Source organism: Mesorhizobium sp. CNPSo 4684, assembly GCF_057784315.1.
The window spans coordinates 23,035-49,411 of the sequence record NZ_JBWLUX010000042.1; the positions used below are offsets into that span (position 1 = coordinate 23,035).

At 61.7% G+C, this 26,377-nt stretch carries 21 protein-coding genes; 7 read left to right on the top strand and 14 right to left on the bottom strand.

From position 1 onward, the window contains the following. Positions 1-118: 118 nt before the first annotated feature. The 7 genes from AC04SG_RS28860 to AC04SG_RS28890 all read right to left on the bottom strand — a co-directional run bounded on the left by AC04SG_RS28860 (position 119) and on the right by AC04SG_RS28890 (position 10,451). A complete protein-coding gene (locus AC04SG_RS28860; RefSeq protein WP_488553823.1) occupies positions 119-1,300 on the bottom strand; it encodes an ABC transporter permease in 1,182 nt (393 codons plus the stop codon). Next, positions 1,297-2,295 carry an ABC transporter permease gene (locus tag AC04SG_RS28865; RefSeq protein WP_477344868.1) on the bottom strand — a complete coding sequence of 333 codons (999 nt, stop codon included), beginning with the start codon at positions 2,293-2,295 and terminating at the stop codon, positions 1,297-1,299. The genes AC04SG_RS28860 and AC04SG_RS28865 overlap by 4 nt, the downstream gene beginning before the upstream one ends. 2 nt (positions 2,296-2,297) lie before the next feature. Next, a complete protein-coding gene (locus AC04SG_RS28870; protein WP_488553824.1) occupies positions 2,298-4,196 on the bottom strand; it encodes an ABC transporter substrate-binding protein in 1,899 nt (632 codons plus the stop codon). Further along, the gene (locus tag AC04SG_RS28875) at positions 4,193-6,088 is read right to left on the bottom strand and encodes an ABC transporter ATP-binding protein (RefSeq protein ID WP_488553825.1); all 1,896 of its coding nucleotides are present in this window, start codon (positions 6,086-6,088) and stop codon (positions 4,193-4,195) included. Before AC04SG_RS28875 ends, AC04SG_RS28870 begins: the two co-directional genes overlap by 4 nt. 152 nt (positions 6,089-6,240) lie before the next feature. Further along, positions 6,241-7,581, bottom strand: a complete 1,341-nt coding sequence (locus AC04SG_RS28880) for an adenylate/guanylate cyclase domain-containing protein (RefSeq protein ID WP_192258791.1) — start codon at positions 7,579-7,581, stop codon at positions 6,241-6,243. A 234-nt stretch (positions 7,582-7,815) separates the two neighbouring features. Beyond that, positions 7,816-9,159, bottom strand: a complete 1,344-nt coding sequence (locus AC04SG_RS28885; protein WP_477344876.1) for a nucleotide sugar dehydrogenase — start codon at positions 9,157-9,159, stop codon at positions 7,816-7,818. Positions 9,160-9,272: 113 nt separating this feature from the next. Further along, a complete protein-coding gene (locus tag AC04SG_RS28890) occupies positions 9,273-10,451 on the bottom strand; it encodes a DUF3095 domain-containing protein (RefSeq protein ID WP_488553826.1) in 1,179 nt (392 codons plus the stop codon). 74 nt (positions 10,452-10,525) lie between these two features. Here AC04SG_RS28890 and AC04SG_RS28895 point away from each other — a divergent pair, with 74 nt between their 5' ends. Both AC04SG_RS28895 and AC04SG_RS28900 read left to right on the top strand, forming a co-directional pair. After that, positions 10,526-11,614, top strand: a complete 1,089-nt coding sequence (locus AC04SG_RS28895) for a glycosyltransferase family 4 protein (protein ID WP_488553827.1) — start codon at positions 10,526-10,528, stop codon at positions 11,612-11,614. Then, on the top strand, positions 11,611-12,372 hold the full coding sequence (locus tag AC04SG_RS28900; protein WP_488553828.1) for a polysaccharide deacetylase family protein: 762 nt from the start codon (positions 11,611-11,613) through the stop codon (positions 12,370-12,372). The genes AC04SG_RS28895 and AC04SG_RS28900 overlap by 4 nt, the downstream gene beginning before the upstream one ends. A gap of 84 nt (positions 12,373-12,456) precedes the next feature. Here AC04SG_RS28900 and AC04SG_RS28905 read toward each other — a convergent pair whose 3' ends face one another. Genes AC04SG_RS28905 through AC04SG_RS28915 form a run of 3 tightly spaced genes read right to left on the bottom strand, consistent with a single transcriptional unit; the run spans position 12,457 to position 16,530 of the window. Beyond that, positions 12,457-13,311, bottom strand: a complete 855-nt coding sequence (locus AC04SG_RS28905; RefSeq protein WP_488553829.1) for an MBL fold metallo-hydrolase — start codon at positions 13,309-13,311, stop codon at positions 12,457-12,459. A 23-nt stretch (positions 13,312-13,334) separates the two neighbouring features. Further along, complete coding sequence (locus AC04SG_RS28910) at positions 13,335-13,781, bottom strand: cyclic nucleotide-binding domain-containing protein (protein WP_192258797.1); 447 nt, start codon at positions 13,779-13,781, stop codon at positions 13,335-13,337. A 34-nt stretch (positions 13,782-13,815) separates the two neighbouring features. Further along, positions 13,816-16,530 (bottom strand): ABC transporter transmembrane domain-containing protein, encoded by a 2,715-nt coding sequence (locus tag AC04SG_RS28915; protein WP_488553830.1) that lies wholly within the window; start codon positions 16,528-16,530, stop codon positions 13,816-13,818. Positions 16,531-16,807: 277 nt separating this feature from the next. Here AC04SG_RS28915 and AC04SG_RS28920 point away from each other — a divergent pair, with 277 nt between their 5' ends. Further along, positions 16,808-17,479 (top strand): class I SAM-dependent methyltransferase, encoded by a 672-nt coding sequence (locus tag AC04SG_RS28920; protein WP_488553831.1) that lies wholly within the window; start codon positions 16,808-16,810, stop codon positions 17,477-17,479. A gap of 37 nt (positions 17,480-17,516) precedes the next feature. On the opposite strand, the gene AC04SG_RS28925 is transcribed toward AC04SG_RS28920, so the two are convergent. The 3 genes from AC04SG_RS28925 to AC04SG_RS28935 are packed head-to-tail and all read right to left on the bottom strand — an operon-like array spanning position 17,517 to position 21,125. After that, positions 17,517-18,668: a glycosyltransferase family protein gene (locus tag AC04SG_RS28925; protein WP_488553832.1), complete on the bottom strand. Its 1,152-nt coding sequence runs from the start codon at positions 18,666-18,668 to the stop codon at positions 17,517-17,519. Continuing rightward, positions 18,665-19,909 (bottom strand): glycosyltransferase family 4 protein, encoded by a 1,245-nt coding sequence (locus tag AC04SG_RS28930; protein ID WP_488553833.1) that lies wholly within the window; start codon positions 19,907-19,909, stop codon positions 18,665-18,667. Before AC04SG_RS28930 ends, AC04SG_RS28925 begins: the two co-directional genes overlap by 4 nt. Before the next feature lies 1 nt (position 19,910). Then, positions 19,911-21,125, bottom strand: a complete 1,215-nt coding sequence (locus AC04SG_RS28935) for a glycosyltransferase family protein (RefSeq protein WP_352556875.1) — start codon at positions 21,123-21,125, stop codon at positions 19,911-19,913. 800 nt (positions 21,126-21,925) lie between these two features. Here AC04SG_RS28935 and AC04SG_RS28940 point away from each other — a divergent pair. Together AC04SG_RS28940 and AC04SG_RS28945 are read left to right on the top strand one after the other, a co-directional pair. Then, complete coding sequence (locus tag AC04SG_RS28940) at positions 21,926-23,212, top strand: M15 family metallopeptidase (protein WP_488553834.1); 1,287 nt, start codon at positions 21,926-21,928, stop codon at positions 23,210-23,212. Further along, positions 23,212-23,538 carry a hypothetical protein gene (locus AC04SG_RS28945; RefSeq protein ID WP_488553835.1) on the top strand — a complete coding sequence of 109 codons (327 nt, stop codon included), beginning with the start codon at positions 23,212-23,214 and terminating at the stop codon, positions 23,536-23,538. The genes AC04SG_RS28940 and AC04SG_RS28945 overlap by 1 nt, the downstream gene beginning before the upstream one ends. On the opposite strand, the gene AC04SG_RS28950 is transcribed toward AC04SG_RS28945, so the two are convergent. Then, positions 23,539-23,979, bottom strand: a complete 441-nt coding sequence (locus tag AC04SG_RS28950; RefSeq protein WP_112560188.1) for an Lrp/AsnC family transcriptional regulator — start codon at positions 23,977-23,979, stop codon at positions 23,539-23,541. A gap of 145 nt (positions 23,980-24,124) precedes the next feature. Here AC04SG_RS28950 and rocF point away from each other — a divergent pair, with 145 nt between their 5' ends. Both rocF and ocd read left to right on the top strand, forming a co-directional pair. Continuing rightward, on the top strand, positions 24,125-25,060 hold the full coding sequence (gene rocF, locus AC04SG_RS28955) for an arginase (protein ID WP_488553836.1): 936 nt from the start codon (positions 24,125-24,127) through the stop codon (positions 25,058-25,060). Further along, positions 25,057-26,115, top strand: a complete 1,059-nt coding sequence (gene ocd / locus AC04SG_RS28960; protein ID WP_488553837.1) for an ornithine cyclodeaminase — start codon at positions 25,057-25,059, stop codon at positions 26,113-26,115. The genes rocF and ocd overlap by 4 nt, the downstream gene beginning before the upstream one ends. Positions 26,116-26,377 lie beyond the last annotated feature (262 nt).

Below are 26,377 nucleotides of genomic sequence, written 5' to 3' on the forward strand. Positions count from 1 at the left end.
GCCCCGATCGAGGCTTGCCGCATATAGAGGCGAATGACGAACCCTGCAACAACCGCATAGGCTGCCGACAAGGATCATACCGGGTGGAATAGGCGCTCGCCGCCGCGCAACTGCGATGTCATTTGTAGGGGTCTGCGGCGTCCCGCAAGCCGTCGCCGAGGAAGTTGAACGCCATGATGACGAGGACGACGGGGAGCATCGGCAAAAGCAGCCATGGATAGAACGCGATCACGCTGACGCTGCGCGCCTCGGTGAGCAGGATGCCCCAGCTGGTTATCGGCGCCCTCAGGCCGAGCCCGAGGAAGCTCAGCGCCGTCTCGCCCAGGATCATGCCGGGTATCGAGAGCGTCGCCGTCGCGATCAGATGCGACATGAAGCCGGGAATGAGATGCCGCCGGATGATGCGGCTGCTCCCGGCACCCATCAATTGCGCGGCCAGAACGTAATCCTCCTCGCGCAAGGCCAGAAGCTTTGAACGCACCGCACGCGCCAGTCCGGTCCAGTCAAGCAACCCGAGGATGACGGTGATCCCGAAATAGATCAGGATCGGACTCCAGGTTATCGGCATGATCGCCGCCAGAGCCAGCCATAGCGGAATGCTGGGGATCGATTGCAGAACTTCGATTATCCGTTGAACGATCAGGTCGAAGATACCGCCGTGGTAGCCGGCCAGCCCTCCGATGACGATGCCGAGCAGGAAGCTGAAACTGATACCGACGAGGCCGATCGTCAGAGAAATGCGTGCGCCATAGATCATGCGCGAGAGCACATCCCGCCCGAGCCTGTCAGTGCCGGCCAGAAAGAGCTGGCCGTTTTCGGCCGGGCAGACAAAATGCCTGTCACCTTCGATCAGGCCCCAGAACTGGTAACTGTCGCCCTTGCAGAAGAAACGGAGCCGCTGAACATCATCCTGTTTGTCGATGTAGTTCCGCTTGAGCGTGTCCATGTCCAGCATCATCTGGCGGCCATAGACGAACGGCCCGATGAACTCGCCGTTGTGGAACAGGTGCACCTGCTGCGGCGGCGAATAGATGTAGTCCATGTTGCGCGTGTGCAAATTGTAGGGCGCCAGGAACTCGCAGATCAGTATCCCGAAATAAAGCACCGCCAGGAAGATGCCGGATACAAGGGCAAGCCGGTGCTTGCGGAATTTCCACCACATCAGCCGCAACTGCGACGCCTGAAAGACCTTCGACTGCTCCGGCGTCATCGCCTCGACCGACTGCAGGTCAAAGGGCTCGATGGAAATGTAGTGCTGCAGTGGAGCCCCCGGAGCGGGCAGCGGTGATTGCGTGTTCATTTGGTGCTGCCGCCCTGCAAACGAATTCGTGGATCAAGCATCGCCAGCGCCAGGTCGGAAATCAGCACGCCGATGACCGTCAGGAAGGCGAGAAACATCAGGAACGACCCTGCCAGATACATATCCTGGCTTTGCAGCGCCTTGATCAGCATCGGCCCGGTCGTTTCCAATGACAGCACGATCGCCGTGATTTCGGCGCCGGAGATGATGGCCGGCAGGATGGAGCCGATGTCGGAAATGAAGAAATTGAGCGCCATGCGCAGCGGATATTTGACCAGTGCCCTGAACGGATGAAGGCCTTTGGCGCGCGCGGTCACGACATATTGCTTGTGTAGCTCATCGAGCAGATTGGCGCGCAGCCGCCGGATCATGCTTGCCGTGCCCCCGGTGCCGATGATCAAGACCGGGATCCAGAGATGGGCGAGGATCGACTTCGCCTTGGCCCAGCTCATCGGCTCGCCGAGATATTGCTGGTCCATGAGGTGGCCGATGGACGTGCCGAACCAGATGTTGGCGAAGTACATCAGGATCAGCGCCAGCATGAAATTCGGAATGGCAAGGCCGAGAAGGCCGAGGAAAGTCAGGCCGTAGTCGCCCCAGCTGTACTGATGCGTGGCGGAGTACATGCCGATCGGAAAGGCAATGAGCCAGGTGAAGATGATCGTGACGAAGGAAACCAGCACGGTCAGCCACATTCGGTCCCCGACGACGTCGCGGACCGGCAGCTCATATTCGAAGGAATAGCCGAAATCGCCGTGTAGCATCCCGCCGACCCAGTAGAAGTAGCGAATGACCGGCGGCTGGTCGAAACCATATTCCTTGCGCATCATCTCGATGCGATCGGAATCCACCGCTTCGCCCTGGGCCCGAAGCTCGGCGACATAGCTGTCAAAATAGTCGCCCGGCGGAAGTTCGATGATCGTGAACACCAGTGCCGATATGACCAGCAACGTTGGAACCATCACGGCGATGCGCCAGACAAGATATCGAAGCACGCTCAGGAGCCTCCAAGCCAGAATGTATCCGGCATGTAGACACCGAAATAGGCAGTCGGGTCGTAGCCGTAGAGTGCCTTGTCAGGCAGATTGCGCAGCCGCGAGGACACCAGAATCGGCTGATGCGTTCCGTTCACGGTGCCTATCGAAAACACCTGATCGGTGTAGATCGACAGCATCGAATTCCAGATTTCGGCGCGCTCCGTGGTTGCGGTCGATGCGTTCCAGCGTTCGAGCAAAGCCATCAGCTCGACCACTTCAGGAAGATCGGGCGCCTCGCCCATCTTGCCATGAGATAGGTAGTGCGCGCCCCAGAGCGGCCATTGCAGCTGGTCGTCGATGGTGGGAGCCAGCTGATACGGGTTCATGTCGGCGGTCGCCACGCCATTGTCGATGCCCGACCACATCGACATCATGATCTGGCCGCCAAGCGCGCGGCTGCGGAAGATGTCGCGCTGCGAAGTCCGGATGAACAAGGCGATGCCGATCTTGCGCCAGTGATCGGTGATGAGTTCGAGCGCGTCGGTTTCCAGCGTGCTTTCGCCGGCCGTTTCCACGATGATCTTCGCAGAACGTCCATCGGAAAGCATGCGCAGGCCATCATCGTCACGTGCTTGAAGCCCGGCCTCGTCGAGCAGGGCATTGGCTTGGTCGGGATCATGTGCGACCCATGCTTTCGCGAATTCCGGCCGGTAGAGCGGGCTCTCCGGAAGGACCGTATCTGCACTTTCCTGCGCCAATCCGTAGAACACGGCCAAATTGATCTCGCGCCTGTCCACAGCGAGCGAAAGGGCGCGGCGCACGCGCACGTCACGCAAAAGGCCACGCCACACTGGGTCGGCACAGTTCAGATTGGGCAGCAGCGCCAGCCGCGAACCCTGAGTGCGTTTCCACAGATGCATCTTCACCGGGTAGCGCTTCTCCGCGTCCTTCAGGAAAGCGTAATCCGTGAAGTCAATTCCCAGGCCTTGCAGGTCGCTCTCGCCCGCACCGGTCTTGGCGGAGATGATCGCCGATGAGCTGACATTCAGGATGATCCGGTCGACATAGGGCAGTTGCCGGCCATTCTCGTCTATTCGATGGAAGAACGGGTTGCGTTCGAAGATGAACTGCTCGGCCGGCGGCTTGGTCCGGTTCTGCCAGGGGTCGAGCGTCGGCAGCTCAGGGTTCTCCGGGCGATACTGCCGCGACATGCGGATATGCAGGAGCGTCCATTTCTTGGCCCGGTTCTCCTTCATCAGGCCAGCGAGCCGGAATGGATCCTGGTATTTCTTGTGGAACTGCTTGAGATAGGCGGCCGGCAGAACAAGCGATAGCGGCGCAGCGGCAGCGAGCTTGGGCAGGAAGTCGGGATTGGGCGCATCCCAACTGTAGCGCACCGTCAACGGATCGACGATCTCGAAGCGCGGCGGCTTGCCGCCCGCCATCAGGGCCGGAGCGAGCCCGCCTTGCGAAAGCTCATCGTTCAGCCAGACATCTTCCCAGCAATAGCGAAAATCCTCCGGCGTCAGCAGGCTGCCGTCGGACCATTTATGTCCTTCGCGTATCTTGAAGGTGAAGATGCGATCATCCGCTACGTCGAAACTTTCGAGAATGTCGGCTTGCAAGTTAAGCTTTTCGTCATAGCCGACCAGCCGAGAATACCCGTAGATCGTCATCATCCGGATATCTTTCTGGCTGCCGATGATCGTCCGCAGCGTGCCGCCATACTCGCCGGGCTGCCGGCCCATGGCGGCGAGATTCAACGCGCGCGGGCTCTTGGGCAAGCGCTCGGGCAGTGCCGGCAGCGCCTTGGCCGTCAGCTGCGGCTGAAGAAAGTCCGGCTCCAGATCGCCAGCGCGCGACGTGCCCGGCAGGAGTGCCGAAGCCATGAGGCCAAGGAGGGTGCGACGGCTGATCAATGGCGCAACTCGCTGACATCGGCGGAACGTCGGGCCAGCACGAGATGGCCGCCGCCAAGATCGAGCGGCGACAACATATCCTCTTCGCCCTCGTCGCGGAATTGCGGTCCCCATGCGCTGGTGTCGGAAGCGCCGCCGAGCTTCAGCGTCTTGAAATCCATCGGCCGGTCGAGATCGGGGAAAGGGACTGCGGCGAGCAGTGAGCGCGTGTAGGGGTGGATCGGTTTCCTGAGCAGAATTTCGCGCGGCGCAAGCTCGACGATACGCCCGCCGCACATCACCGCGATGCGGTCCGCCATGTAATCCACCACCGCCAGATTGTGGGATATGAACAGGTAGGTCAGACCCAGTTCTTTCTGCAGGTCCTTCAGAAGGTTCAGGATCTGCGCCTGGACAGAGACATCGAGCGCCGAAACCGGCTCGTCGCAGATCAGGAGCTCAGGCCCCAGCGCCAACGCGCGCGCGATGCCGATACGCTGACGCTGCCCGCCGGAGAAACTGTGGGGATAGCGCTTGATGAAGCGCGGATCGAGCCCGATTGCCTGCATCAGGCTCTTGACCGTGGCCAGTCGGGACGCGGCATTGCCACGTTGATGGATTTCCAGCGGCTCGCTCAAGATGTTCTCAACCGTCATCCGAGGTGAGAGCGACGAAACCGGATCCTGGAAGACCATCTGGATTTTCGCGCGCAGCAAGCGCAAGGCGTCTCCCTCGGCGTCCAGGACGTCGATCGGTCCTTCGCGGCCGTTGAAGGCCACCGAGCCGCCGCTGGGGGTGACAGCCCGCATCAGGATCTTGCTGACGGTGGTTTTGCCGCAGCCGCTTTCGCCGACCAGACCGAGGCACTCACCCCGCCTAATGTCGAAGCTCACGCCGTCCACGGCGCGAACAGACGTTTGATGGCTCCCGCCGAACCATGCGGACTTGCGGGTGGTGTAGACCTTTTTCAGATCCCTGACCGACAGCAGGATGTCGTCCGGCCCCTTCGAGTCCGGCGCCGTCTGCTTGCCCAGCAGGTTGCCGACATTCACCGGCACCTCGCGGAGCGCCTTTAGCCTTTCGCCAGGCTTCAGGTCGAAATGCGGAACGGCTGCCATCAGGCCCTTCAGGTAAGGGTGACCTGGCCGGCGGAATATCGCCTCCACCGGTCCCGCTTCCATGATCTCGCCATGGTACATGACCACCACCTCGTCGGCGACATTGGCGACCACTCCGAGGTCGTGTGTGATCAGCAGCATCGCCATGTTCAGCTTGGTCTGAAGCCCGCGCAGCAATTGCAGGATTTGTGCCTGGATGGTGACGTCCAACGCCGTCGTCGGCTCATCGGCGATCAACAGAGCGGGCCGGCAGATAAGCGCCATGGCGATCATGGCGCGTTGCCGCAATCCTCCCGAAAGTTCAAACGGATACATGTCATAGGCGCGCTTGGGATTGGGAAAACCTACAAGGCTGAGCATTTCCTCGGTCCGCACCTTGCGCTCCGCTCGAGCCATGGGCGTATGAATCTGCAAGGATTCGCTGACCTGATTGCCGATCGTGTGCAGCGGCGACAGTGATGTCATCGGCTCCTGAAAGATCTTGCCTATGCGGCTGCCTCTCAACGCTCGGATTTCTGGTCCATCGCGCGGCATCTTCAGGATATCCTGCGTCGTGCCGGGCTTCTCGGGATCGGAAAACAGGATACGGCCGCGAGCATTGGCTGTGTTCGGCAAAATGCCCATCACTGCCTGGCTGAGAACCGATTTTCCGGAACCCGACTCGCCAACAAGGGCGGTCACCTTGCCCGGCAGGACGCGAAGATTTGCGCGCCTGACGGCATGCAACGGTCCCCCGACAATGGCAAACGAGATGCCGACATCCTCGATTCGCAGCAGATCAACGCTCGAATTCATTCTCACACCAGCCCCACTCCTGGCGACCCTGCCGGCCGGCAGGCCCTGAGCGAGACTAGCGCATTGCCAGCTTAGAGCAACTTGGATTCTAAACGAATTCCCCGGCGCAACCGCCGACCGGACTTACAAAGGCGGTCGGATCATCGTGGCGGTTACTGGAGCTTCCTCCGGTCGCCCGCCGACAGCCGCGCGGCATCGCGATGAAGCAGCATGACCTGCTCGGCGTCCGATATCCGGTCGTGAAACGGCTCCAGCGCAGCGTCTTCATCGAGTGCCAGAGCACCCGACAGGTCAGGTGAAAGCACCGTCAGCTTCTGCTTGATACCCGCCAGCTCCTCCTTGCCGAGCGTCAGCCAGCTGGTGGCGCCGCAATAGCCGGCGAAGTCTTTGCTGGCGAGAACGCTGTGCGGATATTTCTTGGTCAGGGTCTGGAGGCGCTGGACCTCGTTTACAGCCGAGCCGAAGACCGAGAATGTGAGCCGGTCGGTAAGCCCGACATTGCCGAACATCACATTGCCGACATGCAGGCCGATACCAAATTTTATGTCGCCCAACCCCTGCTCTTTTCTGCGCAGATTGAGCTCCATCATACGCGTGCTGGCCTTGTGCGCTGCCGCAAGAGCAGCCTGGCAAGCGATCTCGGACTGCGCGCGGTGCCTTTCGCAGGGATAGACAGCAATGAAGCCATCCCCCAGGAAACTCATGATCTGCCCGCCTTTGCGATTGAAAGGTGCAGCAATGGCATCGAAAAACTGGTTCAACGTATCGATATAGAGCTCGCGGCCGGAGGTTTCGGCAAGCCTCGTCGACCCGCGCATATCGCCCATGACCAGTGCGGCCCGGATTGTGTCGCCCTCGCCGCGCTTGATCTGGCCGTCCAGCACGCGCCTGCCGGCGTCGCCACCGAGATAAGTGGTCATCATGTTGTCGGCGAGCTTGGTGAGCACCGCCATCTTGGCTGCGATAGCGAGATGGTTCTGGATGCGCAGCAGCGCCGAAATCATGCTGTCGCTGAAGCCTGAAGCGCTGTCCGTGGACCAGGACCCCATCATGCCCTGACTGGTATCGCCGTTGAAGGGATGGACGAAAGCCATGTAATCGGTGACGCCTATAAGCCTGAGGTCATCGAAAACAGGAAACTCCGACCGCACCGACGGGTCGAGCCGGCGGCGCAGATGGTCGAGCTTGTTGCTGAGCAGATGGTAGTATGGGCTGGTCAGGAATCTGTCGGAATGAACGCCGTTCTCACTGCGGAAGCCTTCCACTTCCAGGCCCTGGCCGCGAAGCCAGGTGAAGCCAAGCGCGTCATAAAGGGGATGAAGCATCGAAAAGCTCAAATGCACCCGCTTCAGCGGCACGCCGGCAGCAGCCAGCCGTTCACAAAAGCCCTTTACCAAGGTTTCCAGGTCGTCGCCGGCCAGCGCCGATTGGGTCAGCCAATCGGCAACCTTATCCATGAGAATGCTGGAAATTTCTGCTTGCGTTGTGCTCATGCTATCCCGAAACCCGTCGAAGACGAGCCATCTCTTTTGATCTGCCAAATGCTCGAAGTCAATGAAACCGGCTTCGGGGGCAAAAGCCGGCGAAGAATTTCCCGAATGACTGTCCTTGCAGGAAGGAAACAGGCGTAACTGCGTTTACTTCGCGAAACATTATGTGGCGAGGCTGCCCCCGGAGTGCAATCCCAATCCTGACATCGGGCAAAGAATTCGCCGGCTCAGCCGCCGTCAGGCCTTCACCACCGTCTCTCGGGCGAGCCCGAGGCGGCCAAAAACATTGCGTGTGTCGACGATCAGAAGTGCGTGATCAGCGATCGCTTGATAGTCGATCGTGTCGTGGTCGGTTGCGACGACGACCGCATCGAACTCCTTCAAGGCCGCCTCGGTCAGCTCGACCGAGCGACGCCCTTTGATCGCCATATGCTCGCGTGTGGTCGGAATCTCGGTAACATGCGGATCGTGGAATTCCGCCTTGCCGCCCCATTCCTCGATGAGTTCAATGAGCCGCAGTGAGGGGCTTTCGCGGATGTCGGGCACATTTTTCTTGTAGGCGAGCCCGATGATGAGAATACGCGAGCGGCTGAGCGCCTTGCCGCAGCGCCGGTCCAGCGCCTTTGCCAGTTCATCGACCACATGACGCGGCATGGCCGTGTTGATTTCCGCCGCCAGCTCGATGAAGCGGGTGGGCAGTTCGTATTCGCGCGCCTTCCACGTCAGGTAGAAGGGATCGATCGGAACGCAGTGCCCGCCAAGGCCTGGGCCAGGATAGAAAGGCATGTAGCCGAAGGGCTTGCTCTTTGCCGCCTCGATCACCTCCCAGATGTCGATGCCCATTGCACCGAGCACGACCTTCAACTCGTTGACGAGGGCTATGTTGACCGAGCGAAAGATGTTTTCCGTCAGCTTGACCGCCTCGGCGGTCGCCGTGCTGGAAACCGGAACGACGGTCTTGACCACGCTTTGATAGAAAGCCTGCACAAGCGTCGCTGCCTCAACGCCGTCGCCTGCCACGACCTTGGGGATCGTCGCGACTTCAAAGCTGCGGTTGCCGGGATCCTCGCGTTCGGGCGAGAAGCCAAGGAAGAAGTCCGTCTTCGAATGCAAGCCGGTTTCTTCCAGTATGGGCTTGATCACGTCGTCGGTGGTGCCGGGATAAGTGGTCGATTCCAGCACGATCAGCTGGCCGAGGCGCAGATGCTTGGCGATGGTGCCTGCCGTGTTCCTGACAAAGGAGAGGTCCGGTTCACGGTGTTTCGTCAGCGGTGTCGGAACGCAGATGATGATGACATCGCAGACGGCCAGTTCGGCAAAATCCGCGGTGGCGCGGAACCGTCCGCTCGCCACATGGCCGGCAAGGGCCGTCGACGTCACGGCCTCGATGTAGGATTGGCCGCTGTTCAGGCTCTCGACCTTCCGGGCTTCGATGTCGAAGCCGGAAACCGGGAAGCCGGCGCGTGCGATTGCAACCGACAGCGGCAACCCGACATAGCCCAGTCCGATCACGCCGACTTGCGCGGCGCGCGTCGAAATCCGGTTCAGAAGACGGTCATATGTCGATCGTGAGGCGTCCAAAAAACTGCTTTCCCGTCAATTCGGACAGACTATCCGCTCCATGGCGAGGCTCACCTGGCCCCGAGAGCCGTGGCCGAGGCATATTGCGGAAAACCGATTTCCGCAAGCCGTCATCAGGCCGGCGCCTTGGCCTTCAGGCTCGCGGCAGCCATCGCATAGCCGCCGTCGGCGCCATCTATGAAATGAACGTGATCGGGCTGCAGCGGTGAGATGACGAGGCATGTCATCAAGGCCGATTTCTGGCGGTGCAGGCCATAGCTGCAGATGCCCGCTTCCTCCGCCTGTTTCAGCCGGCTCTCGATCCGTTGCAACACATCCGCGTCAACGTCGATGGTCATCTTCAAGCCGTCGTCGAACTTGCGGAAATCCGAATTGCTGGCCACTTCGCGTTTGTAAACCTTCGGATCGAAACGGCCGATCGTCCAACCAAGTCTGTCGGTGACGGCCGTAAGCGTCATCAGGAATATCACCCACAGCTTCGCCAGCCACCGCCGCCCTGGCGGCGCCGTGGCCCGCGCCTCGACATCGAGGCCGGCGGGCAGCAGACTGTAGGCCGGCCCGTCTACCGGCACCGGGTGGCCATCGCGTTCTTGCCTGCCGGCAAGGGCGATGATGTCGGACGCCAGAAACTGAAAACCGCGCAAATCTCGCGAAGCCCCTGGTATGGCTATGATCGAGACAATTTCGCCGTGCCGGGCTTCAATCGGGTTCCAGCGGCAAGAGAGGCCGGTCAGATCCGGCCGCGCGCCGGCCGGCGCAGGGTCGATGCGGTAGCGCCCCGCTTTCATCTCGGCTTCCGCCCAACTGCCGCCACCGCCGGCGAACATGGCATAGAAGGCCGCTTCGGAGGCCTGGAACCGCGCCACGCGAACGTCGAGGCCTTGCGCTCTTATGTCCTTTATCGGCACGATTGCCGCACGCAAGGTCAGGTCCAGTTCGTCCGCCACCCATCTCTGGACAGAAGCCAGCGCGTTGCGGGCGATCTCCAGCGCCGAGCCGGGAAACGCCACGAGTGCGCCGTCGCCGCCGAAGACATAGGGAAGATCTTGCCGACCCAGCGCATTGAGCAGCGCCGAAATGACGCTGGCGCCGGCCATATTGACGGTTTTATAGCGCCCGGCCCCGATCGCCTTGGTCGAGCCGACGATGTCGGCGGTGGCCAGCGCCCAGCCATCGGGGAGCGGCCGATAGTTATCGATATCGGCAACGCTTTCGAACTTTGCGAAGACCGGCAAAGAAGCGACAAACGGGTCGGACGCGACAGCTGTTTCCATGAGCATCAGATAGCACATTCCAGCCCCTGAAGGTGAAGTCGATCATGCGTCGAAATTGACTTGGCACAGCTTTGCGATGATAGGATCGCGCAATGCGAATTGCCTTTTACGCGCCGCTGAAGTCGCCCAATGATCCCGTTGTCTCCGGCGACCGCCAGATGGCACGGATGCTGGTCAAGGCGCTGCAGCACGGCGGGCATAGCGTCGAACTGGCATCGGAGTTGCGCTTCTATCTACGCCAGCCGGAGCCGAAAAGTTTCGATGCGCTCAAGATCGAGGCCCGGGACGAAGCCGCGCGGCTGACAAGGCTTTGGCAGCGTGACGGCAAGCCCGATCTCTGGTTCTGCTATCATCCCTACTACAAGGCGCCCGACCTGATCGGGCCAGAGCTGGCGTCGGCCTTTGCTGTCCCCTATGTGACAGCGGAAGCCTCCTATTCCAGGCGGCGCAACGCCGGCTTGTGGGCCGATAGCCAGGCGCTGGTGGCGCGAGCCGTCGAACAGGCGGCGCTGAACATCTGCTTCACGCAAAGGGATCGGCAGGGACTGGCAGATGTGATTCCTGCCGCCGCTCTCGGCATGCTTTCGCCCTTCATCGACACATCGGCATTCCGGGAGACGCCGGCCCGGGGTTGTCCGACGCGCCTCGTGACCGTTGCCATGATGCGCCCGGGCGACAAAGTCGAAAGCTATCGCATGCTGGCGCAAGCGCTCGGCTCGATCGGCCACCTGCCCTGGACCATGTCGGTCATCGGCGATGGACCTGCCCGTAACGAGGTCCAGGCGCAATTCGCTGGCTTGCCCGCCGACCGTATCGAATGGCTTGGCGCGATCGAGCCGGCCGCCGTGCCGGATGTCCTTTACACCAAGGGAATTTACGTCTGGCCCGGTTACGGCGAGGCCTATGGCGTTGCCTATCTTGAAGCACAGGCCGCCGGCCTGCCGGTGGTGGCTCAGGACATCGCCGGCGTGCCGGAGGTCGTACGGGATGGCCAGACCGGGTTTCTCACCTCACCGGGCGATGTGGCGGCGTTCGCTTCCGCCATTGCAAGGCTTCTGGCCCATAACGACGAAAGAACCATCATGGCCGCGCAAGCCAGGCGTTTCGTCCTCGAAGAGCGCTCGCTGGGTGGTGCGGCGGCGCGTCTGGCCGAACTTCTCAAGAAGATCCCGGTCTCATGACACCCGATCCGATCTGGCAGCCCTTGGTGGACGAACTGGCGCGCCGGCAACGGGCGGGCCGCAAGGCGGAGTTCTGGCTGCGCGACGATGACGCCGTGGATCCGACGCCCGGGCTTGATCGGCTGCTCGACCTCACCGGTGAATTCGCGGTTCCGGTCACTCTGGCTGTCATTCCGGCCGAGACCGACGGCAAGCTTGTCGTCCGGCTTGACGAGGCGCCGCATGCCACGGTCGCCATCCATGGCTGGGCGCACCGAAATCATGCGCCCGCGGACCAGAAAAAGCAGGAGCTCGGCCCGCATCGGCCACGCGAGGCGGTGCTCGACGATCTGGCTCGCGGGCTGTCGCACCTAAGCGGCCTGCACGGCGCACGTGCCGTTCCCATGCTGGTGCCACCCTGGAACAGGATCGACGCCGGTCTGGTATCCGACCTTGGATCCATAGGATTTGCGGCATTGTCGATCTATGGGCCGCCGAAGCCGGCTCCCCTGGCTGTCATCAACAGCAATGTCGACATCATGGATTGGCATGGCACGCGCCGCTGCCGCGACCATGGCCTGTTGGTTCAGGCCATCATCGCGCAGTTGCAGCATGCATTCGATGGCGGCGAACCGGTCGGCCTGCTCACCCATCACCTCGTCCATGATGAATCGGCCTGGCTTTTCCTTGAACGGCTGTTCGCAGTCACCGCTCGGACTGAAGCCTGCACATGGCTTCCGATCCGGACATTGATCGGGCGCAGCGCCGCTAGAGCATGATCCCGAAAAGTGGAATCCGGTTTTCTCGGACAAACGGTTTCCGTTTGTCCAGAGATCATGCTCAAACAACGAGAGAAAAATAGCTCAGCGCTTTTTGTGCAACGAGACCGGGAATTGGAGCGTCTGGCCATCCCGCGCGGCAAACGCGCCGGCAAACCTCTCCTTGGCCAGTCTCTCCATCTCGTCCAGTTGCTCGTCGGTGCGTGTCGGATCGTGGTGAAACAGCGCAAGCCCCCGCGCACCGGCCGCCTCGCACAGCTTGACGCCCTGTTGCCATGTCGAGTGCCCGTTTCCGCGGTAGCGCTCCATTTCCTCCTCGGTGTAGGTGCAATCGTAGATGACGAGGTCGGCACCTTCGATCAGCTGAAGCACCGCCTGATCGAGTTTTCCCGGCTCGTGCTCGGTGTCCGTGATCACCGCCACGGTGCGGCCGCCCCATTCGACCCGGTAGCCGATGCAGCCGCCCGGATGGGTAAGACTGCCGGTTCGCAGCACAACCCCTTCGCGCGGCCGAAGCACGGCTCCGGATACGAAATCGCGGTAGTCTAGGCTTGCCCTGCAGATATCCAGTTTTACCGGAAACCACGGCGGCCGAATGAACTCGTCGATCATCTGTCGGGTCGTCATGTGTCCAGCGAGATGCCCGGACCAAAGCGTAAGCTTGATGCCCCGTTCATACATCGGCTTGAAAGCCGGCAGCCCGATGATGTGGTCGTAGTGGCAATGGGTGAAAAACAGGTCGAAATCGGTGACGCCCGACGCCCGAAGCGCCTTTCCAGCAGGCCGCAGGCCGGAGCCGGCATCGAACAGAAGCGTATGCTTGCCGCATCGCATTTCAATGCAGATTGTGTTGCCGCCATAACGAGCGAATTCTGGCCCGGATACCGCAATGCTGCCGCGCACGCCCCAAAACCTGACCAGGAAAAAATCGTCGTCCATGCTACCTTTTGCCTACCGTAGCTTCAGGCGTTTCGTGCATCGATCAGATCCGCGGTCGTATGGCTTAGCCGATCGGCAAGAACCCGCACCATCTCGATGGTCATTTCCGGAAACTCCTTCATAAGCCTCAGGAAATGATCCTTGCGGATTCTCAGGACTTCCAGCGAAGTTGCCGCCCTGACGGTGGCGGTGCGGGAGCTGTTGCACAATATGGCGATCTCGCCAACGATCGAATTTGGCAGCAGTTCGGCAACTTTTATCGGCCCGCTGTCGGAATCGACCAGAATATCCGCCTTGCCTGAAAGGATGACATAGGCAGCGTCTCCCTCGTCGCCCTGCCGGAAAAGAATCTCGCCGGCGCTGTAGTTCACGCGGTCGGATGTGAACGCAAGCAGCTTGAGCTTTGCCGGCTCGATGCCAGAGAACAAGGGAACGCGTTGCAGCATTCCAACTTCATCCTTGAGCAGCATTGTCGCAAACCTTCCTAAATTCGCGTCTGCCAGACTATGACAGAAGTTCCTTGAAGATACCGTTCCCTGCCAAAAGTGTCTCGTGCGTACCGTCTTCCACCAATTGGCCAGAGTCAAAGACGATAACGCGGTCGAACATCATCGCCATTGCCGGACTCGTCACGACCCACACGATTGCCGGCGAATGGCCGTCGCGTCTGGCTTCCTCGAGCACGTTTCGCAGCACCTTGTCCTGAATGCGCTGGTCGAGCGCCGATAGCGGCCGGTTGAGAATGAGAAAATCGGGACGCTTGAGCAGGGCCCGGGCAACATCGAGCTTCTGGCGCTGTCCACCGGTCAGCCGCCTGCCACCGGCGCCGACATTGAAGTCCAGGCCAACATCCAGCAGCTCGGCATAAAGCCCCAGTTCGTCAAGAATGTCATAGACGATTGAGCGTATGCGGTCCGGCGCGTCGGGATGGTTGGTGCCCACGCGCCCGAACAGGACATTGTCCATGACGGTGGCCGCGGCAATGTATTTGTCAGGATCATACCGTTCGATCGCGTTTTGCAGCTGGGGCGGCAGATTTTCATAGAACTGGTTGCGCGCGGCGACGATCTTGCCCATCAGCTCGTCGGTCAGCAGGCCGAAGCGGTGCCGGGGCTCAATGTAGGCAAAGCTCAAGGTGATGATCATGGCGCGGTCGGCCTCCGAAACGGCCTCGTAGGGACGGTTCTTGAGCCGCTGCAGCAAGGTCTCGTAGGCGGGTATCTCCTCGGCGCTCATGAAGGCGAGCTGCTGGAAGAACTGGTGATCGGGCGGCAGGTCGGCAAACAGCTCGATTGCCTGTTCGGCAATCTCCATGCCCATTTCGTAGAGCGTGCGGTCGAGGCCGGCTTGCTTCAGCACGGAAGCAAAATAGGGATTGGCCGCCAGAGCCTTGTCGGCCAGCTCGGGGCCGGCGGCAGCGCCGAAAAGCAGGTTCTGACCGATCGTCGCTTCAGTGTTGTAAGCGCCCGGCTCGAAAGGAACCACCAGTTCGCGAAGCCCTTCTTGTTCCAGCCGGGTTCGCAGCGCTGCACGCAGTTCGACGATCCGCCCGGCAAGCTTCGTGTGACGCGTGAGGTCGGCCGAAGAGCGCAAGCCAAGATCCAGAATGTCGCGCGACAGAAGAACCGCGTCGAGCACCCGGCGCACGGCTTCAAAGAGGTCATGCGGGCCGGTAGCACCGGCAGAGACATAGTCGATCCAGTCGCTGTGGATATCGAAATCCGGATTACCCGACCGGCGCGCCTCGTCGATGTTCCAGCGCTGCTTGTCTGCCGCGGCGCCTTCATAAGTCACCGATGTCAGCGGCGCATGCTTCAACCCGTAGAGCAGGTTATCGCGCAGGCTTGCCTGGAACAGGAAAACATCCGACGAGGCGTAGGACATGCGCCGGCCGGTCACTGCTTCGGGGAGTTCAAGCAGGTCATCCGCGCCCGAAGCGACCTTTCCGCTTTCCGGCCAGTTCAGCCGTGCGAAGGCTTCTGCCAGCGCCTCCGCTCCACCTGTTGAGGTGCTGACCAGCGCCACCGTCTCGCCCGGCTTGACCTGCATGGAGATACGGTTGAGGAGCATTGCGCCGCCATCGTCTGCTATGGACAGACCGACCGCCGACAGCGGGTTTGTCATCCGACCGGGATCGTCGATCGTCAATGCCCCGATGCTCGGCGCAATGATATCCTCGACGCTGAACTGTTCGACGACCTGCTGGTATTTGACCTGGACGTCCTGCCGATCCTGATCCCAGTCGATCAGTTCCTTCATCGGTCCGGGCAGGTCCTTGTAGGCGCCGATCACGGCCACCAGTTGGCCGACGTCGAGCCGGCCCGCGATAACCAGATAGCCGCCGATCATGTAGAACAGAAACGGCGTGAGCTGCGCGAGAAAATTGTTGAGGAACTTTACCATGAATTTCCATTGGTAAAGATCGAAGCGGATCTTGAAGATGAGCCCTAGCCGGGCGGCTATGTCGGCGCGCTCGTAGTTCGAGGTGTCGTGGACGTGAACCGCGCCGATGCCGTCGACGATTTCGCCAACCCGGCCCGAAAGCGCGCGTGCCGTCAATTGCCGCTGGCGCCCGAGCACGAGCAGCCGCCGCCGCATGCGCGGGATGAGCACGATCTGGATCACCACAATCACCACCGCAATCATGCCGAGCCAGACGTTCTGGACCATGATGAACAGCATGGCCGTCAGCGCCTGGCCGCCGAGCAGAACCGGCTGCAGGAAGGCATCGCCGATGAAGCCGCCCAGCGGCTCCACCTCGTCCTTCACCATGGTCGCCACTTCGGCGGATTTCACCCGCTTGAAGTAAATCGGCGGAAAACGCAGCACACGATCGATCAGATCGAAGCGGATACGCCGCAGCATGCGTTCGCCGAGGCGGCCTTTGTAGGTATTGATGTAGAGTTTGAACAGGCCGTTGATGACGACCAGCAAGAGGAACACGATGCTGAGGGCAAGCAGCGTCGCCGTGCGGTCGAGTTGAAAACCGGAGAAGAACTGGACCTCGCCAATGAACGGCAGGTCATAGTGCAGCCTCATGAAGGGAAGGGTCGCGCCGGGTTGCTCGAAGCCCTTGCCCTGGATCGGGCCGTTGACGATCAGCTTCGGCAGGTTGAAGGACATGAAATAAGGGATCATCGATAGCAAGACGATCGCCAATATCCAGATCTGCTGCTTCCTGGTGTGCCTCCAGATATAGCGGGCTAGGCTGGGTTCCATATGCGACTGCGGACCCCTCAGTTGGAACGATGCAGGCGGCCAAACGGCTGGCGGCTTGCGTGGGATTTTGGCGAATAGCCTAACAGCAGGGGGCGGCCGCTGCGCGACTCGTGCCGGCGGATGGACGCCAATGGTCCGAACAGATGCAATAGGTTCCCTCCGGCAGCGGGCAATGGCAAAACGACTTGCGGCATAGTCACATCCGCAAGTCGAACAGCCTCGCGGGAGGCAAGATTGCGTTGTGTCGCCCGAAATCCCAACATAGAAGACGAATATGATGGATGTCACGCAACCACGCAATGCCGGCATGGACGGCCACGAGCAAGCCCTGGACCTCACGCGGGGAATTGCGGCCTACGTCAACCACCCTCTCGTGGCCGCGCTGGCACGCGTTATCGCCAAGCATCCGCAGGCCGATATCGCCAACGCCTTCAACCACAAGCAGGTCGCCTGCAAGATGTGGGCGCTCGACAGGCTGTTCGAAAGCTGCGGCGGCCGGTTCGGGCGCATATGGGTTCTGGGTGGATGGTACGGCGTGTTGCCGGCAATGCTTTTCAACGACGCCCGTTTCGACATCGCGGCTGTCGACAGCATCGACATCGATCCCGAAGTCGGACCGGTCGCCCGGACCCTCAACCGGGAAGCCGGCGACCGCTTCCGGGCGCTGACGGAAGATATGTACGCACTCGACTATGCGGCCGGGCAGCCTGACCTGGTGGTCAATACGAGCTGCGAACACATAGCCGATCTGCCCGCCTGGCTTGCCCTGCTTCCGCGGGGCACGACTGTTCTGCTGCAATCGAACGATTATTTCAGCGAGCCGACGCACATCAACTGCGTGGCGTCACTGGCAGCCTTCGAAGCCATGGCGGCGCTGCGGGAGATCAGGTTTTCCGGCGAACTGCCGACAAAAAATTATACGCGCTTCATGCTGATTGGAACTGTTTGAAGCGCGTTGGGCGAATCGAACCCGGACGCGACCCGCGTTAGGTTTTCGGGGACCAGGTCCGATACCGCTCGCGCAGGATTTGCGCCGAGCGGCGCGCGCCTTCCAGATCGAGACGATGCGCGGCCGGCTTCGGTCCCGCAAGCGCCTGCTCGATCGCTTTCGCCAGACCCTCAGGCGTCAGGTCCTTTTCCGCCAGCACCGTCGCCAGACCGAGTTCTTCGAGCATCAGGGCGCGGACCGTCTGTTCGGTTTCCCCGCCGGCCGCGAACGGTACAAGCAGGGAGCGACACCCCGCGCGCAGGACATCGCAGACCGTGTTGTAACCCGCCTGCGAGACCGACAGCCGGGCACCGGTCAGCAGGCTGGCGAAATCCTCGCGGAACCGGAAGATGGACAGGCCCGGCGTGGCATCGCGTGAAATCGCGTCAAACTCGTCCTTCGGCAGGTTTGGGCCGGTGATCAAACACCACTTCCAGGCGTTATCGGCATTGTGCGCCGCCGCGATGGTGGATCGGACAAGGCTCTTTCCGGCAGCCCCGCCGCCAACCGACACCAGAACGTTGAAACGCTCGGAAGCCGCGGGCGCCGGGGGCGCGGCAACGAGCCCTGTGTAGGCAACCTCGGCCCTGATCGCTCCCGCCAGTGGAAATGTCTTGCCGATGGTTGCGAAAGCCGGATCGCCATGGACCATGACAAGGTCGAAATGCCTGTTGACGAGATCGACCGTTTCCTCGTTTCGGCCCGGCTTGACGCGCTCCTGAAGGATATCGCGCACCGACGTCGCCAAAAGCGGCCTGGGCGACATCGCATCGATGGCCTCGATCAGCGGCAAGAGTTCGAAACGCATCTGCCGGCGTCCAAAGGGAAACGCCTCGACAATGACGATGTCAGGCCTGCATTCGCGGAATGCCTGCAGCAGCATCCCGCAACGCCGCGTCTTGAAATCATCGTCGACGGGCTTGCCTTGCAGGTCGACAAGCCCGGAAAATCCTTCATCGCCGGAGGTGACAGGCGGCAGCGTTACAGATTTTACACCAGGTCCCGGAAACCCCGCGACCGGCGTTCCGCCGGTCACTACGGTGACGTCAAACCCGTCATCGGCCAAGGCCGCCGCAATGCGGCTGGCGCGGGCGAGATGGCCGATGCCGAGCAGGTGCTGGACATAGAAGAAAGCGCGCAGCCGCTTCATTCGGCGGCCCGCCACTCCCGCTCGAACAGGTCCTTGAGCTGTCCAATGCTTGCGATATGGTCGAAATTGCCGCGCACGCGCCGCTCCGCGGCGTCGCCGAGGCGGGCGCGCAGCACGGGATCACGGATCAGGCGCTCCAGCGCCCGTGCCAGGGCAGCCGGATTTTCCGAGGGAATCAGCAGCCCGGTTTCATCCGACGATAAAAGCTCCGGCACGCCGGAAATATCGGTCGACACGCAGGCAAGCCGCTGGCTGGCCGCCTCCACCAGAACATTGGGCAGACCGTCCCGATCGCCATCCGCGGTGATCCTGCAAGCGAGCGCAAAGATGTCGGCGCTGCGATAGTGCTCGAGCACCTCCCTCTGCGCCATCGCGCCTTTCCAGGAGATGCGACCCTCCAGTCCGAGCTTTCGCGCCAGCGCCTTGAGCCGTTCCAGTTCCTCACCGCCGCCGATATGCTCGAACCGCCACGCCAGTTCACCAGGCAAGAGGGCGAGGGCCTCCAGCAACGTGTCGTAACCTTTCTTTGCAACGGCGCGCCCGACACTCAAGATGAGGACCGGTTCCTCCGGCGCCGAGCCGTCATGTTGTTTTCGCGCCGCGTCGAAACTGCCGAAGCGATCGAGGTCGAGCCCATGATAGCTCAGATGCACGGACGAGCTGCCGTTGGCGAGTTTTTTCAGGCGGTCGAAGCCGGTTTGCGTGCAGGTGACCGTCCAGCGCGCCGAGGAAAGCTTGCCGGCCAGATCCCAGTCCGCCGAAGTCCAGATGTCCTTGGCATGGGCCGAGCAGCTCCAGGGCTGGCCACGAAGCTGGCTGGCATAGCGCGTCACCGATGCTGGCGTGTGCGCGAAATGGGCATGCAGCCAGCCGGCGTCTTGCGGCCATTCGGCCGCCAGCACGAGCGCTTGGCCGAAGCGGCGCACGCGATTGCGCGTAAAGTCGCGGGGGATATCGGCAGCCAGCGATTTGAGCGCGCGCCAAAAGCCCGGCCGCAGCAGAGACGCAAACAGCGAGCGAACCACGCGCAACGGCTCGTCATGCAAATATTCCGGCAGATAATGGACGGGCGCCTTGATCTCGTCATGCACGGGGTGACGCTGTGCGTCGGTCGGCCGCCTGAGCGCGAAGAGTATGAGGTCGAACCCCGCACGCTCCAGACCGAGCAGTTCTTGCGCGATGAAGGTTTCCGACAGCCGCGGATAGCCCTTCAGAACCACGACGATCTTGCGGCTTTGCAACTCAGTTCACACCTTCAATGACCGAAAGGTGATGGCCGGCCCGGCGGTCGAGCAGTTCTGCGACGATTTCGGAAATATGAGGCAGCCCTTCCAGCGTCAGATGCGGATTGCTTTGCGATGGGCGGGGCCGATCCGGCAACACCTTCAATGCATCGGCGAACCGCTGGGAATCCTCGGCTTCTTCCGGCAAAAGCATCTCGATGAGGCCGAGTTCGGCTGCGCGCCGGGCGCGGATCAGCTGTTCCTCGCGGGGCGTGACGCGTGGCACGATCAGCGCCGGCTTGTCGAAAGACAATATCTCGCAATAGGTGTTGTAACCGCCCATCGCCACCACCGCCTTGGCGCCGGCAATCAGCTCTTCCATGCGGTTGTCGAACTCGATGATCTTGACATAGGGGATCTTGGCACCCTTCCTGACCAGCTTGTTGCGCTTGCGCGCCGGCATGTAGGGCCCCAGCACGATCAGCGCCCTGTGCTGCAATTGCGGATCCTGCTGATAGGCATCGATGACGTCGTGGATCAGGTCGGCGCCGTCACCGCCGCCACCGGTGGTAACCAGAATATAGTCGCCCTCGGGCCTGTGGCCAGGCAACTCGTTCTGCTGCAGGCTCCGCTGCAGGAAACCGACAAACTTCATCTTTGCCCTGACCGCCGGCGGCACATCCAGGCCGGTCAACGGATCGTAGAAATCCGGCGGGCCATAGACCCAGACCTTGTCGTAGAACAGGCCGATCTTGCGCATCACATCCCTGCGTGCCCACTCCGCTTCGAGCAGATGCGGCGCGTCCATCACCTCGCGCAGGCCAAGCACCAGCGTGGTGCCCCGCGTCTTGAGGTAGGACAGCGTGTCCTCGATCTCACCGCGCAAGCCGAGCGGCTCCTTGTCGACGATGAAGATATCCGGCCGGAAGCTCTCCGCCGTGTGGCGGATGATCGACTGCCGCATCCTCAGCGTCTCATGCAGATCGATATCCTTTTCCAGCGAGGTGTATTCGCCGTTGCGCAGCTTGATGACGCTGGGGATCTTCACGAAGTCGACACGGGCGCGATAGTCGAAGGCGCCGGCGATGGTCGCACCCGAGATGATAAGCACCTGAAGTCCGCGGAAATCCCCGACCAGCGAATGCGCGATCGTTCGGCACCGCTGCAGGTGGCCGAGCCCGAACGTATCGTGGCTGTACATGAGAATTCGGGCGTCTTTTGCGTGCTGTGTCATGTTGAACGTCTTTTAGAATTCTCGCCGGACGGTGGGCAACCCCGCAAGCTTCGAAATCATCCGCGGGCCTGCCGACCTGTTCTGAGATGTGATGGGCGCGAGGTACACAACGGCGTTCTTCCCCTGGGCACGAATGCCAAGGGGCGCTGTTTGTGGCGCGATCCCTTGTCTTCGCAGACGATAGACGACCCGAGCACAAATCTCTGTCATGAGGCTTGACCCCGTGGAATTACATGCCTGCGGCCTGAGGCAGGCAGAGCGCATATTGCGAAAAGTTGAGAGCGACCAGGGGAAACGAGGTTGCCGCACATTGTGAGGAGAACCCCGCACCTTGGGAAAATGCTTCATAATCCATTGAAACGCAACGACCGCCAGAGGCCGCACGTTGCGGCCTTTTATCCTGCCATCACCCTCGACCGGTGGCAAGCCTCGTCACGTGGAAGGGGTTTCCGGATAGCGCGCCCGCCGCACCTGAGCCAAGGCCGACAGCTGGGCGCGCATGATTTGCCCAATCGGTCGACGCAGATTTCGGTGACGCGGATCGCCACAAGGTTGCAACCACAGCCTAAGTTGTTCGTGACTTTGGCGCGTGCGGAGAGCAAGTCGTAGTTCTGAGACAAAAGCATCAGCTCGCCGTTGAAAGAAAATCGGGATGCGGTAGTATCGCATCAGATGATTGCGACTGCTTGACCGGGGGGTGCAGTGGATTCGTCTTCTTTCAAGCGCTGGCCGGCAACACTGGGGGTGCGCGATCCTGCGGTCTTCCAGACTGTTTCGCGCCGTATCTTCGGGGATTTGCCATGACAGCTGAAGCCAATACTGATCAGCTTACCAGGGAAGGTGTCGAAGCCATCGTTGCGGCAATCACGGCGCGGGTCACGGACCGCGAGGCGCTGATCTGGCTGTGGCCGCAGCTTGAAAAGCAATTGACCTCCTATGACGGCCATCTGCAGACGACATTGTTTCCCGGTTTCGAGGCGCCTGCCGTGACGGCGTTGCCGCGGGCGCTCAGCCGGCGCGAACTGGCCGCCACGCTAAGGCTGGCGCTGCTGACGACCCTGGACAGGATCAGCCCTCTCGAGGCCGCCGCGTCCGCAAGTGCTGCCGACATACTGGCGGAATGGAACAAGCTTTCTGCCTTCGTCAGAAACAACATCAGCGATGGCTTTTCCGGATTTCAGAATATTCGCACCCGGCTCTATACCCAGTTCGGCGCGCCCAGCAATCCAGCCAAGGCGATCGACCGCGTCAACGCCTATTACAGCCAGCTCTCGGGTGCCGGCTTCCCCAAGGCGAGCTTCAAGTCGCCGGTGCATCCCGTGCTCAAGGCCCGGCTGGCGAACACGGTGGCGCTGCTGACGGCTAAGGGCGCCACAGCCGCGCTGACCAAGATCAAGAGCGTCGGCGGGTTCAACATCAGGCCCAATGTCAATTCGCCCGCGCGGCTCAGCAATCATTCCTTCGGCTGGGCGGTGGACATCGATCCGGCGATCAACCCCAATGTCGACAAGGATAATCTGCCATTGGCCATCATCGCCGCCTTCACCGGTGTCGACCTCTACGGCGCCGAGAGCGCCACGCTGCGCGCCGGCGGCCCTTATGACACGCTGCTGCCGGCGGCTATTATACTGTCGAAGGCCAACGCCGCTGTCGTTGCCGCTTTCGCCAATGCCGATGGCCTCAAGGCCGCCATGGGCAACGCCATAACACGGCTGGCCGGCGTGACACTGCCGGCGGCGAAGCTTGCCACGGCCCACGCCCTGGCAACCGCCGTGCCGGCCAAGCAGACCGATCTCGCCACGCTGCTTCAGGGTGCCGGCGCCACGCCGGCCAAGGCCAAGTCGACCGCGAAGCTGCTGGCCGATGCCGCCGACCTCTCCCGCAGGGCGGCCAGGGTCAGCTCACCCAAGATCATCGGTACCGACGCTTCGGTTGCCCGCTTCGGCTTCTTCAATCTTGCTCCGCAAGCCGCAGCCGGGTTGGCCGCCAGCGACGGCGGCGGCCTGCGCTGGCTGGGCGCTGCCACCAAAACCAAGGACTACATGCATTTCGAGCTTGCGGAGGCCGATCAGCCGAAGCTGTTCTGATGGTACGTAGCGTCTCCAGTTTCTCGATACTTCATTCATTAATCGAGTTTTATCGATTGTGGGCGGAACGGTCCGACCGCCTCAAAAATTTAAGTGCGCTGATAAGAGGAGCGCCAATGAGATTCGCAGCCATGCAAGATCCATGTGACCACTGGCTTATCTACGATTTGATGTCAGCCCTGCCGGCGGAGGTAGAAGGACGATTGCTGATGGGGCTGACGCGGCGCGAAGCCGAGCAGCTTGCCGCGCAAGCCAACGCGGGGTTGGTCAGGCAGGCAACCCGTTCGCCGGGTCCGTGCCCAATCTTCGTGAACACGCCGGCCTGACTACGCCAGCCTTGCCCTTGTCGTACGCGGCGTCGCCAGCAAAAGGCTGGTCTCGCTCCCCGTAATTCCCGGGATCAGCCGTATCCGCCTCAGCACGGCGTCGAAATCGGTGAGCGACGCCGTGCCGAGTTCGACCACCAGGTCCCAGCGGCCATTGGTGGTGTGGATGGTCGAAACCTCGGCCAGACCGCCGAGCGCCCGCACCACGCGGTCCGCGGCATGGCCTTCGATCTCGATCATCATCACCCCACGTATCCTCTGGTCGACGGCGTCGGCGCGCAGCACCACGGTGTAGCCGATGATCTCACCCGACTTTTCCAGCCGCTCCATGCGCGCCCGGACCGTGGCGCGCGACACCCCGAGATCGACCGCGAGGTCGGAGATGCTGCGCCGCGCGTCGTGCCTGAGCAGCGTGACCAACCTTTCGTCGAGCGCGTCCATGACTTTATCCATTTTGATCAAGATGACTTCTCGAAATGATAAATCATTCTTTTCGAAATGCCAATTTCGCCTGTTCAAACTGCCGGGCGGGAATGGTTCATTCCACGCATCAATCGCCCAATCAATTGCAAGGACAAAAAGAATCATGCGCTGCAGGATCGTTGGCGCGCCGGTGCAGGACGGCGCGGGCAGGATGGGATGCGAGATGGGGCCGAGCGCGCTGCGCACGGCAGGGCTTGTCTCGGTCCTCTCCGAACTCGGCCATGAGGTCGAGGACTGGGGCGCGGTGCAGCCGGCTGCGGCGCGCGCCATCGTGCATGGCAATCTTGCGCTGAAGGCGCTGCCGGAGATTTCCGCCTGGACGGAGGCGATCGCCGAGACCGCCTATGCGGCCTCGCAGGACGCCATGCCGATCTTTCTTGGCGGCGACCACGCGATATCAGCCGGCACGGTATCAGGCATAGCGCGCCGGGCGGCCGAGCGCGGCCGGCCGCTCTTCGTGCTGTGGCTCGACGCGCATCCGGATTTCCACACGCTCGACACCACCGTCAGCGGCAACCTGCACGGCGTGCCGCTTGCCTATGCCAGCGGCCGGCCGGGCTTCAACGGCTATTTCCCGGACCTGCCCGTCGCCGTCGATCCCGCCCGCATCTGCGTCATGGGCCTGCGCAGCGTCGATCCGGCCGAGCGCCGGGCGCTGAACGAAGCGGGCGTGACCGTGCACGACATGCGCACCATCGACGAGCACGGCGTCGCGCCCTTGCTGCGCGCCTTCCTCGCCCTTGTCGAAGAGGCCAACGGCCTGCTGCATGTCAGTCTCGACGTCGACTTCCTCGACCCTTCGATCGCGCCGGCTGTCGGCACCACAGTGCCCGGCGGCGCCACCTTCCGCGAGGCGCATCTGGTGATGGAGATGCTGTCAGACAGCGGCCTGGTCTCCAGCCTCGACCTTGTCGAGCTCAACCCTTTCCTCGACGAGCGCGGCCGCACCGCGACCCTGATGGTCGACCTCACCGCCAGCCTGATGGGCCGCCGCATCATGGACCGCCCGACCCGCAGCCATTCCGGAAGCATTGCATGACCCAACCTTCCCGCCTTGCCATCGTCCCCTTCGTCAGCGTCGACCGCATGATGAAGCTGGTGCTGACCATCGGCGTCGAGCGGTTCCTGACCGAACTCGCAGCCTATATCGAGGAGGATTTCCGCCGCTGGGAGCTGTTCGACAAGACACCCCGCATCGCCTCGCACAGCCATGACGGCGTCATCGAGCTGATGCCGACCAGCGACGGACGCCTCTACGGCTTCAAATATGTCAACGGCCATCCGAAGAACATGCGCGAGGGCCGCCAGACGGTCACCGCCTTCGGCGTGCTTGCCGATGTCGGTTCCGGCTATCCGATGCTGCTCACCGAAATGACCATCCTGACGGCGCTGCGCACTGCGGCAACCTCCGCTGTCGCCGCCAAATATCTGGCGCCCAAGGGTTCGCGCTCCATGGCCATCATCGGCAATGGCGCCCAGTCCGAGTTCCAGGCTGTCGCCTTCAAGGCGCTGCTCGGCATCGACCGGCTGCGGCTCTACGACATCGACCGCTCCGCTTCGGAAAAATGCGCCCGCAACCTCGCCGGCAAGGGCTTTGACATCACCATCTGCACGGCCGGCCAGGATGCGGTGGAAGGCGTCGACATCATTACCACGGTGACCGCCGACAAGCAGTACGCCACCATCCTCACCGACAACATGGTCGGCTCCGGCGTCCATATCAACGCGGTCGGCGGCGACTGCCCCGGCAAGACCGAGCTGCATCGCGACATCCTGCTGCGCTCCGACATCTTCGTCGAGTTCCCGCCGCAGACGCGCATCGAGGGCGAGATCCAGCAGCTCGACGCCGACCATCCGGTGACCGAGCTGTGGCAGGTGATGACCGGCCAGGCGGAAGGCCGCAAGACGGCGGAACAGATCACGCTGTTCGATTCCGTCGGCTTCGCCACGGAAGATTTCTCCGCACTCCGCTATGTCCGCGACCAGCTCCAGGCCACCGGCCTCTATGAAGAGCTCGATCTGCTTGCCGACCCCGACGAGCCGCGCGACCTGTTCGGCATGCTGGAGAGGGCGGCCATACAGCCGGCGGCTTGAAGAAATTTGCTTGAGTAGTCAAAGCCGATCGAAACTCTGCTTGCCACGGCAGCGCCGCCCCTCATTGCCCTGCCGGGCATTTCTCCCCGTATAGTGACGGGGAGAAAGTGGCTTGTCCGAACCGGATAGATGGGTAACAGAATGGACCGATTAGATGGGTGACAGTTTTCTCCCTCGCCGGGAGGACCGGCGATGGTTTGGCGAGAGACTGGCATCATGGATGAGCGGCTTCGGTTTGTGGTGGGGTGGCTGACCGGCGAGG

Bases quoted from the DNA above. Each gene is read 5' to 3' on its own strand.
- AC04SG_RS28860 (WP_488553823.1), bottom strand. From the start codon at position 1,300: ATGAACACGCAATCACCGCTGCCCGCTCCGGGGGCTCCACTGCAGCAC.
- AC04SG_RS28875 (WP_488553825.1), bottom strand. From the start codon at position 6,088: ATGAATTCGAGCGTTGATCTGCTGCGAATCGAGGATGTCGGCATCTCG.
- AC04SG_RS28880 (WP_192258791.1), bottom strand. From the start codon at position 7,581: ATGAGCACAACGCAAGCAGAAATTTCCAGCATTCTCATGGATAAGGTT.
- AC04SG_RS28890 (WP_488553826.1), bottom strand. From the start codon at position 10,451: ATGTGCTATCTGATGCTCATGGAAACAGCTGTCGCGTCCGACCCGTTT.
- AC04SG_RS28895 (WP_488553827.1), top strand. From the start codon at position 10,526: ATGCGAATTGCCTTTTACGCGCCGCTGAAGTCGCCCAATGATCCCGTT.
- AC04SG_RS28900 (WP_488553828.1), top strand. From the start codon at position 11,611: ATGACACCCGATCCGATCTGGCAGCCCTTGGTGGACGAACTGGCGCGC.
- AC04SG_RS28905 (WP_488553829.1), bottom strand. From the start codon at position 13,311: ATGGACGACGATTTTTTCCTGGTCAGGTTTTGGGGCGTGCGCGGCAGC.
- AC04SG_RS28910 (WP_192258797.1), bottom strand. From the start codon at position 13,781: ATGCTGCTCAAGGATGAAGTTGGAATGCTGCAACGCGTTCCCTTGTTC.
- AC04SG_RS28915 (WP_488553830.1), bottom strand. From the start codon at position 16,530: ATGGAACCCAGCCTAGCCCGCTATATCTGGAGGCACACCAGGAAGCAG.
- AC04SG_RS28920 (WP_488553831.1), top strand. From the start codon at position 16,808: ATGGATGTCACGCAACCACGCAATGCCGGCATGGACGGCCACGAGCAA.
- AC04SG_RS28925 (WP_488553832.1), bottom strand. From the start codon at position 18,668: ATGAAGCGGCTGCGCGCTTTCTTCTATGTCCAGCACCTGCTCGGCATC.
- AC04SG_RS28935 (WP_352556875.1), bottom strand. From the start codon at position 21,125: ATGACACAGCACGCAAAAGACGCCCGAATTCTCATGTACAGCCACGAT.
- AC04SG_RS28940 (WP_488553834.1), top strand. From the start codon at position 21,926: ATGACAGCTGAAGCCAATACTGATCAGCTTACCAGGGAAGGTGTCGAA.
- AC04SG_RS28945 (WP_488553835.1), top strand. From the start codon at position 23,212: ATGGTACGTAGCGTCTCCAGTTTCTCGATACTTCATTCATTAATCGAG.
- AC04SG_RS28950 (WP_112560188.1), bottom strand. From the start codon at position 23,979: ATGGACGCGCTCGACGAAAGGTTGGTCACGCTGCTCAGGCACGACGCG.
- rocF (WP_488553836.1), top strand. From the start codon at position 24,125: ATGCGCTGCAGGATCGTTGGCGCGCCGGTGCAGGACGGCGCGGGCAGG.
- ocd (WP_488553837.1), top strand. From the start codon at position 25,057: ATGACCCAACCTTCCCGCCTTGCCATCGTCCCCTTCGTCAGCGTCGAC.